This window comes from Blattabacterium cuenoti (assembly GCF_014251275.1).
Lineage (GTDB): Bacteria > Bacteroidota > Bacteroidia > Flavobacteriales > Blattabacteriaceae > Blattabacterium > Blattabacterium cuenoti_AG.
Map to the genome: position 1 here is coordinate 283,109 of NZ_CP059183.1, position 15,492 is coordinate 298,600.

Annotated in this window: 15 protein-coding genes; 2 read left to right on the plus strand and 13 right to left on the minus strand. The window is 24.6% G+C overall.

Annotated elements, in window-relative coordinates; translation table 11 throughout:
• Positions 1–103 precede the first annotated feature (103 nt).
• From dnaG to H0H76_RS01385, 8 genes are read right to left on the minus strand one after another with little or no spacing between them, the layout of a single operon-like run.
• Positions 104–1,999 (minus strand): DNA primase, encoded by a 1,896-nt coding sequence (dnaG, locus tag H0H76_RS01350; protein WP_185855745.1) that lies wholly within the window; start codon positions 1,997–1,999, stop codon positions 104–106.
• A 13-nt stretch (positions 2,000–2,012) separates the two neighbouring features.
• The gene (rpe, locus tag H0H76_RS01355) at positions 2,013–2,666 is read right to left on the minus strand and encodes a ribulose-phosphate 3-epimerase (RefSeq protein ID WP_185855746.1); all 654 of its coding nucleotides are present in this window, start codon (positions 2,664–2,666) and stop codon (positions 2,013–2,015) included.
• A gap of 22 nt (positions 2,667–2,688) precedes the next feature.
• Entirely contained in the window at positions 2,689–3,495 is an 807-nt protein-coding gene (locus H0H76_RS01360; protein WP_185855747.1) for an enoyl-ACP reductase FabI, read from the minus strand.
• Positions 3,496–3,498: 3 nt separating this feature from the next.
• On the minus strand, positions 3,499–4,758 hold the full coding sequence (gene metK, locus H0H76_RS01365; protein WP_185855748.1) for a methionine adenosyltransferase: 1,260 nt from the start codon (positions 4,756–4,758) through the stop codon (positions 3,499–3,501).
• A 14-nt stretch (positions 4,759–4,772) separates the two neighbouring features.
• Positions 4,773–5,837 (minus strand): chorismate mutase, encoded by a 1,065-nt coding sequence (locus H0H76_RS01370; RefSeq protein ID WP_185855749.1) that lies wholly within the window; start codon positions 5,835–5,837, stop codon positions 4,773–4,775.
• Positions 5,838–5,896: 59 nt separating this feature from the next.
• Positions 5,897–6,748, minus strand: coding sequence for a prephenate dehydrogenase (locus H0H76_RS01375; protein ID WP_185855750.1), 852 nt, complete (start codon positions 6,746–6,748; stop codon positions 5,897–5,899).
• A complete protein-coding gene (locus H0H76_RS01380; RefSeq protein WP_185855751.1) occupies positions 6,745–7,899 on the minus strand; it encodes a pyridoxal phosphate-dependent aminotransferase in 1,155 nt (384 codons plus the stop codon). Before H0H76_RS01380 ends, H0H76_RS01375 begins: the two co-directional genes overlap by 4 nt.
• A complete protein-coding gene (locus H0H76_RS01385; RefSeq protein WP_185855752.1) occupies positions 7,896–8,741 on the minus strand; it encodes a prephenate dehydratase in 846 nt (281 codons plus the stop codon). Before H0H76_RS01385 ends, H0H76_RS01380 begins: the two co-directional genes overlap by 4 nt.
• A 266-nt stretch (positions 8,742–9,007) precedes the next feature.
• Between H0H76_RS01385 and H0H76_RS01390 the strand changes: the two genes are divergently transcribed.
• Complete coding sequence (locus H0H76_RS01390; protein WP_185855753.1) at positions 9,008–10,363, plus strand: Nramp family divalent metal transporter; 1,356 nt, start codon at positions 9,008–9,010, stop codon at positions 10,361–10,363.
• On the opposite strand, the gene rplI is transcribed toward H0H76_RS01390, so the two are convergent.
• From rplI to mnmE, 5 genes are all read right to left on the minus strand, one after another.
• Positions 10,334–10,786, minus strand: coding sequence for a 50S ribosomal protein L9 (rplI, locus tag H0H76_RS01395; protein ID WP_185855754.1), 453 nt, complete (start codon positions 10,784–10,786; stop codon positions 10,334–10,336). The genes H0H76_RS01390 and rplI overlap by 30 nt on opposite strands.
• A 52-nt stretch (positions 10,787–10,838) precedes the next feature.
• Positions 10,839–11,132 (minus strand): 30S ribosomal protein S18, encoded by a 294-nt coding sequence (rpsR, locus tag H0H76_RS01400; RefSeq protein WP_394798731.1) that lies wholly within the window; start codon positions 11,130–11,132, stop codon positions 10,839–10,841.
• Entirely contained in the window at positions 11,125–11,493 is a 369-nt protein-coding gene (gene rpsF / locus H0H76_RS01405) for a 30S ribosomal protein S6 (RefSeq protein WP_185855756.1), read from the minus strand. The genes rpsR and rpsF overlap by 8 nt, the downstream gene beginning before the upstream one ends.
• Before the next feature lie 64 nt (positions 11,494–11,557).
• Entirely contained in the window at positions 11,558–13,084 is a 1,527-nt protein-coding gene (gene gltX, locus H0H76_RS01410; protein WP_185855757.1) for a glutamate--tRNA ligase, read from the minus strand.
• A gap of 15 nt (positions 13,085–13,099) precedes the next feature.
• Complete coding sequence (gene mnmE / locus H0H76_RS01415) at positions 13,100–14,515, minus strand: tRNA uridine-5-carboxymethylaminomethyl(34) synthesis GTPase MnmE (protein WP_185855758.1); 1,416 nt, start codon at positions 14,513–14,515, stop codon at positions 13,100–13,102.
• 99 nt (positions 14,516–14,614) lie between these two features.
• Here mnmE and H0H76_RS01420 point away from each other — a divergent pair, with 99 nt between their 5' ends.
• Entirely contained in the window at positions 14,615–15,490 is an 876-nt protein-coding gene (locus H0H76_RS01420) for a HemK/PrmC family methyltransferase (RefSeq protein WP_317168055.1), read from the plus strand.
• Positions 15,491–15,492 lie beyond the last annotated feature (2 nt).

Sequence of the window (15,492 nt, forward strand, 5' to 3'; positions counted from 1 at the left end):
TAACTATATTATGAAATTTACATCAGTTAATTGAACTAATTTAAAAAAAATTCTTTAATATTTAAATATATACTACTATTATATTAAATGAATAGTATACATATTATACATATCTATGTAATTTTTTAAAAATTTTATTTTTAATGTTGGTTAAATACATTATTTTTCTTAATAATAATTTATTTTTATTTTTTTTATAATTAATAATTTCCTTTTTAATTAATTGTAATACATACAAAGATTTATATATCAATAATATATCATTTGCGTATTGATCTATATTATCTTCTTCAGAAGGAACTTCTATTCCTTTTTTTTCCCATTTAGATAAAAAACAAAACTTTTCATTTTTATTGTATTTATATTTATTTGATAAACATAAATCTATTTTTTTCTTATTACAAAATATCAAAAAATTTTTTTCATTTTCTTTCGATGTAAAATGTATTTTACCATATTTGAAAAAATATGAAAATTTTTCAGTAATTGTTGTATAGGTAGTACTACTACCATTACCATTTTTTATTATTTTTTTATTTCCATGATATAAAATAAGTTGCATTAATTTATTTTCAATAAAGTGTTCATGATTGTTTTTATCTAAAAAAGACAAATTATGTTTTATTTTATTATTAATATTTTTTCCTACTCCTACTACACTACGAATAAAACTAAAATTACCGTTTACATTATCTTTTTTTCTATCTATTCTTTCCAATTCGGTTAATAAAATTTTTTCACGAATATTTAGTATTTTAGATGCTTCCTGCAAGAATAATTCTTTTTTAAGAACACTGTATATTTTTGAAATACTATTTAAAATATTTATAACTAAAAGAAACTTATTAATAGGATCATTTTTCCAAAATTTTTCATATATTTTTTTTTTAAAGTAAACGAAATTATAACTATTTTTCCTTAGGAAAAATCTTAATTCAGAAGTAGAATATTTCTTGGATATTGAATCTGGATCCTCTCCTTTAGGAATTAATAATATTCTTATATTCATTCCTTGTTCCAATACCATATTGATTACTCTCAAGGAAGCTTTTATTCCAGAATGATCGCCATCATAAAAAAGTACAATATTTTTCGTAAATTTTTTTATTAACAAAATCTGATTAATAGTAAGTGATATACCAGAGGATGCTACTACATTTTTTATTCCTGATTGATGTAAAGAAATTACGTCGGTATAACCTTCTACTAAATAACAAATATTTTCTTTTAAAATATTTTTTTTTGCTTGAAACAATCCATACAAAGTTTTTCCTTTTTGAAAAATTACGCTTTCTGACGAATTAATATATTTCATTACATTAAATGAACTAGAATTTATATTTCTACCACCAAATCCAACTATTTTTCCTGATAAATTATGTATTGGAAACATTACACGATTGCGAAAACAATCAAAATAATTAGATGATCTGAATAAAGTAAAACCAGATTTTATTAAATCTATTAATTTAAATCCTTTTTCTAATGCTTTTTTTGTAAAAATATTCCACGAAATTGGAGCATATCCTAATTCAAATTCCTTTATTATATTTATATTATACCCTCTTTTTTTTATTAAATAATATAACCCGTTTTCTTTTCCTTCTTTTGTAACATACAACTGATTAATATAAAAATTTTTTGCATAATCTTGTATTACATATAATATTTCTTCATGTTTTTCTTTCTTTTTAAATAAATATTCCTTATTATCATCAATTTTTATATTGTATTTATTTGCTAAATAACGTAATGATTCTCCATAAGTAAAATTCTCATGTTCCATAAGAAAAGTGATAATATTTCCACCTTTTCCAGAACTAAAATCTTTCCATATTTTTTTATCAGGGGAAACTATAAGAGAAGGATTTCTTTCCTTTGAAAATGGACTTAACCCTCTATAATTTAATCCACTTTTTTTTAATTCTACAAAATCACCAATAACATCTTCTATACATGAAATAGAAAGTATTTTCTTCTTATTTGTATCAGAAATCATGATAATATTCTTTTTAATATCCTAATTTCATTCTGTTAATCACTTTTCTTGGATTAGAATTAGAAAAAATAGTAGTACCAGATACTAATATATCAGCACCATTTTTGAACAATAAATAAGCATTTTCTAAATTTATTCCTCCATCTACTTCTATAAGAGCAGGAGAATTATTTTTCAAAATTATATTTTTAACATCTTCCAACTTTTGGTAAGTTCTATTAATAAATTTTTGTCCTCCAAATCCTGGATTAACACTCATTAGTAAAACAAAATCTATATCTTTAATTATATCTTGCAATAGATAAACTGGAGTATGTGGATTTATGGCTACACCTACTTTTATTCCATATTCTTTAATATAAAATATAGTTCTGTTTAAATGAATACTAGATTCATAATGAATATGTAAGTGGGCTACTCCACAATTTTTTAATTGTTCTATATATATATCTGGTTGTAAAATCATTAAATGTACATCTATAGGTTTTTTAGTATATTTTTTTACGTATTTTGTGAACATAAATCCAAAAGAAATATTCTGAACAAAAGAGGTATCCATAATATCTATGTGAACCCAATCAGCTTCGCTATCGTTAATCATTTCTATATCACGATACAAAAAAGCTAAATTTGCTGAAAGTAAAGATGGAGCTATAATTTTTTTCATATTTTTTTTAGCTTTGGTTTAATCATGTACTGATAGTATCAGTAATTCCAATTCCAGTTTTAGAAAATCCACCATCATGGTATAAATTTTGCATTGTTACTTTTTTTGTTAAATCAGAAAAAAGTGTAATAATATAATTTGCACAATCTTGTGCAGTTGCATTCCCCAAAGGAGATATTTTTTCAGATAATAAAAAAAATTTATCAAATCCTTTAATTGATTTTGATGATCTTGTTAGACAAGGAGATTGAGATACTGTATTTACTCTTACTTTTTCTTTTATTCCCCAATAGTATCCAAAATTTCTTGTAATACTCTCTAAATAAGATTTATAATCTGACATATCTACATAATGTGGAAAACTTATTTTAGATGCTATATAAGTTAAGGCTACAATAGATCCCCACTTATTAAAGGCTTTTCTATCCCAAGCAACTTTCATAATTTTATGGAAAGACACTGCTGATATATCCCATCCTTTTTTTAAAAATTCATAATTAATGTATGGATAACTTAATCCTTTTCTTATATTTATAGACATAGCTATAGAATGCAATAAAAAATCTATTTTTCCTCCAAATAAATCTAATGTTTTTTCAAATAAAATATTAATATCTGAAAGAGAAGTAGCATCTGCTGGAATGATAATGGATTTTGTTTTATTAGATAATTCATGAAGTTTACCAATTCTTAAAGAAACTGGAGAATTTGTCAAGATAAAAGATGCTTTTTCTTCATAAGCACGTTCTGCTACTTTCCAAGCGATAGAATTTTCATCTAAAGCTCCAAATATAATTCCTTTTTTTCCCTTTAATAAATTGTAAGACATAATTTAATTTTTTAAATTAAAAAACTCCTTTATAATTGGTATGTAATCCAATTTTTCCCATGTAAAAAGTTCTACATCTTTTCTAATACGATTTCCTTTTATATCTAAAAAATATTTAGATACTTTCTTTGTTTTCTTCCCCATATGCCCATATACTGAAGTTTCCTCGTATATAGGGTTACGTAATTTTAATCTTTTTTCTATAGCATATGGACATAAATCAAAAATTTTTCTAATGTTAAAAGCAATAAATTCATCATCAAATAGAGATTTTCCATAAGAATTTACAAATATACCTGCTGGTTCTGAAACTCCTGCTATATAAGATATTTGTATTAGTAATTCCTCCGATACTCCAGCTGCAACAAGATTCTTTGCTATATGTCTAGCCGCATATGCACCTGATCTATCCATTTTAGATGGATCCTTACCAGAAAAAGCTCCTCCCCCATGGCCCCCTTTACCTCCATAAGTATCTACAACTATTTTTCTTCCAGTCATTCCAGTATCTCCATGAGGGCCACCAATAACAAATTTCTCTGTAGAGTTAATATAAAATTTTGTTTTATTTGTAAATAATTTATATACATTTTTTGAATAAAAATTGCTATTTTTTACTCTTGGAATTAAAATATTTATTATATCATGAATAATACGTTTGTGCATTTTTTCTTTTGTATCAAATTCATCATGTTGAGTAGAAATAACTACAGTATTAATATGTAAAGGAATATTATCTTTAGAATATTCTAATGTTACTTGTGATTTAGCGTCTGGACGTAAGTAAGGCATTATTTTACCTTCTTTTCTAATTTTGGAAAGTTCTAGTAGTAGATGATGAGATAGTTCAAGAGATAGAGGCATATAATTTTCAGTTTCTTTTATAGCATATCCAAATACAATACATTGATCTCCAGCTCCTGTTTTTTCTTTTTTATAATTATTAATCCCCTCATATAAATCTAATGATTGATTTTGAATAGATGATAGAATGCCACAAGAATCAGCATTAAATCTATATTCATTTTTATTATATCCTATTTTATGAAGTAAATCACGAGATATTTTCTGAACATTTACCCAAGTTTTTGAATTTACTTCTCCAGCTATTATAACTTGCCCAGTAGTTACTAAAGTTTCTATAGCCACTCTAGATAATGGATCGTTTGCTAAAAAATTATCTAATATAGTATCAGATATTTGATCTGAAATTTTATCAGGATGACCTTCTGAAACAGATTCGCTGGTAAATAAATAAGCCATTTTACTATTTAGCTTTATTCACTAACTTTATTTTGTTGAATTTCAACAGATTCCTTATGTAAAATTTCAAAAATATTTTCTAATAATTTTTCAGATAGACCTAAATTTTTACCAATACTAATATATCTTTTAATAATATATTTCCATCTTTCTGGTTGAAAAATAGCAATATCTAAATTCTTTTTTATAGTTCCTAATTCTTTGGAAATTTTCATTCTTTTTGCTAAAAGAAAAATAATATTTTCATCTAGTTCATCAATAAGAATTCTTAAAGAATCCAAATTAATTTTACTTTTATCTTTACTTCTAATGTTTAGTCTTTTTAAGATATCATAAAGATTCTCTGGGGTTATTTGTTGTTGAGCATCACTCCAAGCTTTATCAGGATTACAATGACTTTCTATCATAATTCCATCGCATGGAAAATGAAAAGCTTTATTAGTTATATCCATAATACCTTTTCTGTTTCCACAAATATGAGAAGGATCACATATAATAGGAATATTAGATATTATTTTTCTTAATTCTAATAAAATATTCCAATTAGGTTGATTTCTATATTTAGAATGCTTGTAAATGAAAAACCCTCTATGAATTACTCCTAACTTTCTAATACCTTTTTTTAATAAACGTTCTAATGCTCCTATCCATAATTCTAAATCAGGATGTATAGGGTTTTTTACCAATACAATTGGATTACTACCTTCTAAAGCTTCTGCTATTTCTTGAATAGTAAAAGGACTTGCAGTACTCCTAGCTCCAATCCAAAGAACATCTATATCGTTACCTATACATTGTTCAACATGTTTAGCATTAGCTACTTCAGTAGCTACCATTATACCGAATTTTCTTTTTACTTCTTGTAACCATTTCAATCCTTTTTCTCCTACACCTTCAAAATTGTTGGGTTTAGTTCTAGGTTTCCATATCCCTGCCCTGAAAATTTGTATATGACACGATTCCTTCAATCTTTTAGCTGTTTCAAGAACTTGTTGTTCATTCTCTGCACTACAAGGACCTGATATAACAAATGGAACTTCCCATTTATCAATCCATGATCTATCTATATTATTATTCATAATGTATATGATGTATATGTATAATGTATTTTACCATCAAAATTCATAATACAATTAATTTACACATATTTTTTATTATCTTTGATATCGTTTGCTCGTTTAATATATTGAAAAATTTTATTAAATTTTTTTTTCAATAAATAATTACGAACATCTTCCAATGAATCAATATAAAAGTTGATTGATTGAATTATATTTTCTCTATTAGACATAAAAATCGGTAACCAGGTTTCTGCTTTGCTTTTTGCTAAACGTGTAGTAGAATATAAACCACTGCCCATCATATTATTAATAATTTCTTTTCTTTTTTCGAATTTTTTTAGTACTGTATTTGCTAAAGAAAATGAAATAACATGAGGTAAATGAGATACATATGCAATATACATATCATGTTCCTCAGAAGTTACATAAATCATTTCCATTCCCATAATAGAATATATTTTTTTTACAATATATATTGCATCTGGATCACTAAGTTCTGAATCACAAATAATACAATTCTTATTATAAAATAGATCAGTACTAGCTGAAATAGGGCCTGATTTTTCTATTCCTGCAATAGGATGAGTTGCGACAAATCTATTTCTTTTTGGATGATATCGTATACTATTACAAATAGTTTTTTTTGTAGATCCAGTGTCTAAAATAACAGTATTTATACTTATTTTATTTAGAATACTTGGAAGTATTTTTTTTATTCCATCTACTGGAATAGATAAAATAATCAAGGATGATTGCATAACAAGATCTTTCAAAGGAATGATCTCATCTACAATTCCAAGTTTTAGGGCATTCAAAGCATTGTCATGGTTATAATCCATTCCTATAAATTTATCTCCAAAATTTGATTTTTTCAATTTCAATCCAATAGATCCTCCAATTAAACCTAATCCGATAATTCCAATATTCATGAGAAAATTCTATTTTTTGCTTTACATAAAAGTTCTATAGGACAACATATGGAAAATCTAACATAACCCTTTCCATTATTTCCAAATATTCTTCCAGGAGTGATAAATATATGATATTTATTTAGAAATTTTTCCGTCCATATGTAGTCATTGGGATTACTTCCTTTTAACTTAGCCCAAACAAATATTCCTGAACATTTTTTTGAATATTCTAAGTTCATATAATCACAGATATCCCATATAATTTTTCTTCTTTTCAAGTATTCTTTGTTAATTTTATTAAACCAATCTTCACCATGTTTCATAGCTTCAACTGCTCCAATTTGTATGGGATAATACATTCCAGAATCCATTTGGCTTTTTACTTTTAGGATGTTATTAATAAATTCTTTTTTTCCTATTACCATACCTACTCTCCATCCAGGCATATTATAACTTTTACTTAAAGAATTCAACTCCAATGCTATATCTTTAGATTTATTTGCGTTAAATATGCTTAAATAACGTTTATCATTCAATATAAAACTATAGGGATTGTCGTAAACAAGTAAAATTTTATTCTTTATTGCGAAAGTAACAATTCTTTCTAAATCATTTAATGCAATTGTAGCTCCAGTAGGCATATGGGGGTAATTAACCCACATTATTTTAACTTTTGACAGATTTAAAGATTCTAATAATTGTAGGTTTGGTAACCAATTTCCACTTTCATAAAGATCATAATAAATAATTTTTGCCTCTAAAAGTTTTGATATAGAAGAATAAACAGGATAACCAGGATTTGGTACTAGGACTTGATCCCCTTTATTCAAATAAGATAGACTTATATGCATAATTCCTTCCTTAGATCCCATTAGTGGTAATATTTCATTTTTAGGATCTACACACACCTTATACATATTAAAATACCAATCTGAAATAGATTTTCTAAGTTTTTCTATTCCAATATATTTCTGATAAGTATTAGAATAAGGAAATTCTGATGACTCCTTCATTTTCTTAATTACACTATATGGTGGCAAAAGATCAGGATTTCCAATTCCTAAATTTATTACTTTTATACCATTTTTTTCTATATCATGTATTTCCTTCTTTTTTTTAGAAAAAAAATATTCAGATATTTTATTCATTCTCTTTGCTGATACAATCATGATGTTTTATTAATTATTCCATTTTTATATTCTCCCATTATTGATAATTTATGTATACATGGAATTTTTTTAATTTTTTTTTTCATTTTATGATAATCTTTCACGTTATTAAATATAATGTCAACATAAAATGAATATTCCCATGGGATTTTTATTATTGGAATAGATTGTATTTTAGTCATATTTATTCCAATATTAGATATTAAACTCAGTATTTTAGATAAACTACCAGTTTTATGCAAGATTTTTAGTTTTAAGGATGCTTTATTAAAAAAAGAAGAATAATTTTTACAATCATTATTCTGAATTACAAAAAATCTTGTAAAATTATTTTTAATAGTTTGTATGCTGTTAGAAATTATTTCCAATCCATATTCTTTAGCTGCATTTTCAGAAGCTATTGCTGCTAATCCTTTTTTTTTGTATATAGAAATATATCTTGCTGCGGCAGCAGTATCATAATACTCATATATTTTTATGTAAGGATGTGAAAATATAAATAATTCACATTGTAAAATTGCCATAGGATGAGAATAAATTTCCTTTATATCCTCTAAATTTTGGCCGGGGTATGCAATTAAATGATGTTTGATTGGCATATATACTTCTCCAACTATTTTTAAATTGTATTCTGATAAAAGATTATAATTTGTTAATATAGTACCTGCTATAGTATTTTCTATAGCCATAACTCCTACATCTACAATTGATTCAGCTACAGAAGTTGCCAATTCTCTAAAAGTAGAACATTCCATTAACTTATAATTACATCCTTCAAAATAACTGGATACAGCTGCATGATGGAAACACCCTTTTACTCCTTGTATAGCTATCCTTTTCATTCATAAAGCATAAAGTAAAAAAAAACTAAAATACCAAAAATTTTATTAAAAAAATAAAAATCAAGTATAGTATATACCTATATATATACCTAACCTAACCTATATAGTATAGTAACAGTAACAGACCTAAAAAAATAAATTTATATTCAAATATATAAAATTACTTTTAATAATGCAATTTTATACTTTATACTGTTTTTAAAAAATAGTAATGTAAATGAAATAATGAAATTTTACATTTAATTTATCTTTTCATATAATATAATATGAATAAAAAGAAAAATAAATATTATTTAGGATGGAGAAAAAAAAATACTACTCCTACTCTTTCAGAAGTTTTTTCTTCTATTCCTGTTTATACACAAAATATATGGAAAAAAATTTATGCTTTTACTGGCCCGGGCTTATTAATTTCTGTAGGATATATGGATCCTGGAAATTGGGCAACAGATATAGCTGGGGGATCAAAGTTTGGATATATGTTATTATCTGTTATTTGCATATCAAATTTTTTTGCTATTATTTTACAACATTTATCTATAAAATTAGGAATAGTTTGTGAAAGAGATCTAGCACAAGCCTGCAGAGATCATTATCCTCCTATGGTTAGTTTTATATTATGGATATTATGTGAAATTGCTATTTCTGCTTGTGATCTGGCTGAGATTATTGGATCAGTAATAGCATTAAAACTACTATTTAAAATTCCTATATTATGGGGAGTTTTTATTACTGCAACAGACGTTTTAATTATTTTATTTTTTCAATACAAGGGGTTTAGATATATAGAAAGTATAGTAGCAACTCTAATCTTTATTATACTAGTTTGCTTCATTTTTGAATTAATACATTCTAAACCTGAAATTACTGAAATATTAAAAGGAATTATTCCAAATACTGAAATTATTAATAATTATAGGTCTTTTTATATATCTATAGGAATCTTAGGTGCTACAGTCATGCCACACAATCTTTATCTTCATTCAAGTATTATACAAACCAGGAAATACCCCCGCACTATCAAAGGAAAAAAAATGGCCATTAAATATGCAACTATAGACAGTACATTTTCTTTGTTATTAGCATTTTTTATTAATGCATCTATATTAATTATATCTGCAGCTACTTTTCATAAATTTGGATATACAGAAGTATCAGATATTACTGAGGCCCACAAGCTTTTAACACCTATAATAGGTTCAAGTCTTTCTGGAGTTTTATTTGCTTTAGCTTTGCTAGCATCAGGACAAAATGCTACCATAGCTGGAACACTTTCTGGACAAATAGTTATGGAAGGGTTCATTAATATTAAATTGAAACCTTGGATAAGAAGATTAATAACCCGATTAATTGCTATAATACCTGCTATTATTGTAACTATAATTTATGGAGAAAAAGGAACATCAGAATTATTAATAATAAGTCAAATAATTTTATCTATTCAACTAATATTCACTATTATACCATTAGTAAATTTTACAGGAGATCATGATAAAATGGGTTTATTTACAAATGGTCCAATTTTGAAAATTACATCTTGGATAATTACTATTGTTGTAATTATTCTAAATATGTTTTTATTGTATAATACTTTAATCCGTGGAAATTATTTCAAAATTTAACATATATTCTTGTTTGCTTTTGCTTGGTATTATAATTTTTGCCTGATAGAGCCCAATTTTTTTAATTATTTTATTTCCAATAATTTTTATAAAGTTTTTGTCTATGGATATTCCTTTTTCATTTAATACTTTAGTAAGATATTGATTATTAACAGAACCAAAAAGTTTTCCATTTTTACCTACTTTCATTGGAATTTTTATAAATAAATCTTTTAATTTATCTTCTATAGCTATTTTATCATATTCTTGTTCATAACGAATTTTTAATGTTTTATTATTATTAACATTTTTATAATATCCAGGTAATGAAAAAATAGCAAAACCTTTTGGAATTAGGTAATTCCTAGCATAACCAGGTTTTACATCTAATTCATCATATTTAAATCCTAGATTTTCTACATCTTTTTTTAAAATAATTTTCATTTTTCATTTTTATTATTTTATTATATTTATATATTTTATTTTTATATTATTATTATCTTAAATCATCTGTAACAAAAGGTAAAAGGCCTACTTGTCTACATCTCTTAATTGCAGAGTTAAGTTTATTTTGATTTTTCTGTAAAGTTCCTGTTATTCTACGAGGTAATATTTTTCCTTGTGCATTTAAAAATTTTATGAGAAATATAGGATCCTTGTAATCTATATACTTTATGTTTCTTTTTTGAAAATAACAATATTTTTTCTTAGATTTTGTCTCTATTTTAATAGGTGATAAATATCTTAAATCACTATCTGTTTTGGATAATTTTGTATTATTTTTATTCACTTTCTCTAAGTTTAAGTTGCTCATCTTTTTTTAAAATTTTTTTTCTTCTTATTACCGCATATTCTATTCCATATTTATCAAGTTTAACAGTTAAAAACCGTAATATACGCTCATCTTGTTTTAATTTTAATTCTAAATCGGAAATTGCATGTGGATTGAATATAAATTCAAACAAATGATAACAGCCACTTTGTTTTTTTTTAATAGGATAAGCTAGTTTTTTTAATCCCCAATGTTCTTGATAAACTATTCTACCTTTTTTTTGTATAATATAATTTTCATATTCCTTTACCGTTTTTTTTGCTTGATCATCAGATAATATAGGAGTAATTATCATGATATTTTCATAATGTTTACACATTGGAATTTTTTTTAAAAAGATATATACATAAATCTATATTTTTATGTTCTTTTTTCAAAGAAAATTATGGGAAAATTTTGTTATTCATTATATTAATAAATTTATTAATACGTTTTACACTTTTATCTTTACCTATCATATATAAAATAATACAAATATCTACACCTTTGCCCTCTCCTACTAATGCTAATCGTACTAATTGCATTATTTTATGTCTTTTTTTTATTGTTTTAAACGATTCCTTCAAATATTCATATGTAAATGGATTTACTCTACATAATAAATTACAAGTATTCTCTAGTTTAGAGACTATATCAATCTTAGTCTTATAATTACTAAAATCTATTTCTTCATATTCATAACGTTTAGGTGAAGTAAAAAAATAAAAAGATTTTTCCCATATTTCATGCACAAAATGAATTCTATCTATTGTTATATCTATCACTTTGTTTAAATAATCTTGTTTACATACAATAGAACGTTTTTTTAATTCTTTACATAATAAATTAAAGATTATTTTTTTATTTTTCTTCACATATTGTTTATTAAACCAAATTAATTTTTCTATATTGAAAAAAACTCCTGATTTTTTTATTCTTTCTAAAGAAAAAAAATTTTCCAATTCTTTCAAAGAAAAAATTTCTTTTTTTCCTCCTGGATTCCACCCTAATAAAGCTAACATATTCACAAATGCTTCTGGAAAATATCCAAGTTCTCTATATCCAGGAATAAAGGTATTTGTATTGGGATCTTTCCATTGTATAGGAAATAAGGGTATTTTATTATAATTTATCTCCCTTTTACTAATTTTTCCTTTTCCATTATTTTTTAATATTAAAGGAAGATGAACAAAATAAGGAATATCCCACCCGAACGATTTATATAATAATACATGTAAAAACATAGATGAAATCCATTCTTCACCTCTAATAACATGAGTAATTTTCATTAAATAATCATCTACTGTATTAGCTAAATGGTAAGTTGCTCCTCCATTTGATTTCAATAGTATTTTATCATCTAAATGTTCAGTATTCATTTCTAATGGGCCACGTATAATGTCATGTATTTTCAACATTTTACCAGGAGTAACTTTAAACCTAATTACATAGGGTAAATTATTTTTAAATTTAATATGTAATTGCTTTTTGGTCATGGTTAAAGAGTTATTTAAAAACATTCTGGTCCTATGGTTGTAAGAAAAAGTTTTTCCCATGTTTTTATATTCATTTCTCTTTTTATTCAAATCTTCAAACGTATCAAATGCATAATAAGCATGCCCACTTTGTAACAATTTATTTAAATAAAATATATAAATTTTACCTCTTTTAGATTGATAATAAGGGGCGTAAGGGCCATCACCAAATCCTACTCCTTCGTCAGGTATTATTCCACACCATTTTAGTGATTCTAAAATATATGATACTGAATTATGTATAAATCTTTCTCTATCTGTATCTTCTATCCTGAGAATAAATGTACCTTTATGTTTCTTAGCAAAAAGATAATTATATAATGCAGTTCTTATTCCACCTAAATGTAGTGGGCCAGTAGGACTCGGAGCAAAACGCACTCTTACAAAATTTTTCATAATAAAAAAAAATTATTACTTTCCAATGCAAAATTTAGAAAAAATATTATTTAATATTTCTTCACTAGTGATTTCTCCAGTAATTTTTCCTAAATAATGTAATACTTGTTTTATATGAATAGAAATGATTTCTTCAGAAAAACCCTTATTAAAAGCTTTATATGCTAAAGAAATTTCTTTTAATGAATGCTTAAAAACTTCGTAATGTCTACTTTGTGTTATAACAGTTTTTTTTGATTTTAATTTTTCAATAAATACTTTTCCTAAAGTATTAAGTATTTTTTGTATTCCATTGTAATTATTTGCAGAAATCTCAAAAAAATAAGAAACTTTTGATTCTATATTATAAAAATCTTTAAAAGAAGAGATGTCGGATTTATTCGCTATAGAAAAAATTGTTTTATCAGGATATTTTATGTGAAGATTTTGAATATCATTAACAATTTTTTTTTGTTGTATTTTTTTTATAGTAGAATCTAAAATATATAATATAACTTGAGACTCTTCTACTTTAATAAGCGTTTTTTCTATTCCAATATTTTCTATATAATCATTTGTATTTCTTATTCCTGCAGTATCTAAAAAACGAAAAAGTATCCCATTTATAACTATAGACCCTTCTATAAAATCTCTAGTAGTTCCTTCTATAGGAGATATTATTGAACGTTCTTCTTGTATAATTTTGTTGAAAATAGTAGATTTTCCAACATTTGTTTCTCCAATAATCACAACATATATCCCACTTTTTATTGCATTCCCTAAGGAAAATGATTCAACTAATTTTTTAAAACTGCATTTTAATCCTAATAATATATCACAAATTTCCGATTTTTTGCAGGAAATCATATTTTCTTCATAAAAATCTAACTCTACCTCTAACAAAGAAGATAAATGTAATAATTTTTTTCTTAAATTTTTAATATAATTAGATATTGATCCTTTTACCTGTTGAAAAGAAATATCATGTAAAGTTTTATTTCCAGATGAAATCAGATCTGATATAGCTTCAGCTTGCGATAAATCTAACTTTTTGTTCATAAAAGCTCTAAATGTAAATTCTCCAGGATGAGCTAACCTCATTCCTTTTCTAATTAATAAATTCAATATCTGTTGTTGAATATAATAAGATCCATGACAGGATATTTCTATCATATTTTCTCCTGTATAGGAAAATGGAGATTTAAAAATGGAAACTAAAACTTTATCCAAATTAGTATTAGTAGTATTATTATCATTTATAACATCTCTAATATAACCTAAATGAATGGTATGTGTAGATTGATCTTCTAAATTTTTACCAATTTTAATAGAAAAAAAAATATTATTAATAATAGATATAGAATCTTTTCCTGAAATACGAATAATAGAAATTGCACTAGGGCCAATAGGAGTAGCTAATGCTACAATAGTATGATCATCGTAATAGTGCATTATCTCTTTTATGATTAAATATATGAAAAAATCAGTATTTTTTTAGCATTATTATAATTTTTATTAATGTTCATGGGGACTATTTACAAATTTTATTATTTGTTTCAAAAAACTCTTAAAAAGTTATATAAAGAACCTAAAGAATTAGATAATATATTCTTTTTGCTTACTACTCATATTTTAAAATGTGATAAAACAACTATTTTATTAAAACTTATTTATAGAAAAAAAATAAAAATTTTTCTTTATGAAAAATTACTTAGAAAGTTATGGGAACTGAAAAAAAATAGACCTATTCAATATGTTATTGGAAAGGCATTTTTCTTTGAAAATGAGTTTATCGTTAATGAAACTGTATTTATTCCAAGACCAGAAACTGAAGAATTAGTAGCTTGGATCCTTAAAGATCATAGAAAAAACAATAAAAGAATTCAAATATTTGATATTGGGACGGGAAGTGGATGCATTAGTATTACCTTAAAAAAGAAAATACCTGAAATTGAGCATATTTATGCGATTGATTATTCTAAAAAAATTATAAACCTAGCTAAGAAAAATGCAAAACTACATAATGTAAAAATATCATTCATTCATATGGATATTCTTAAATGTTTATTACCTTTTTCTAAAAAAATTATAGGTAATATAGGTAATAATAAAACTAATATCATTGTTAGTAATCCACCTTACATAAGACTTTATGAAAAAAAATTTTTGCATCCTAATATTACTCAATACGAACCTTTCAAGGCTTTATTTGTTCCAGATGAAAATCCCTTAATTTTCTATAAAAAAATTTTTTCTTTTATAAAAACTACATTTACTGGTGTAGTTTTTATCTATTTAGAAATAAACCAGTTTATTTATATAGATATTCTTTGTTTTTTAAAAAAAAAAGGATGTTATAACATAGAAATAAAAAAAGATTATTATGGTTTTTTTAGAATTATTCGTGCAAAATATTATTGTATATGAAT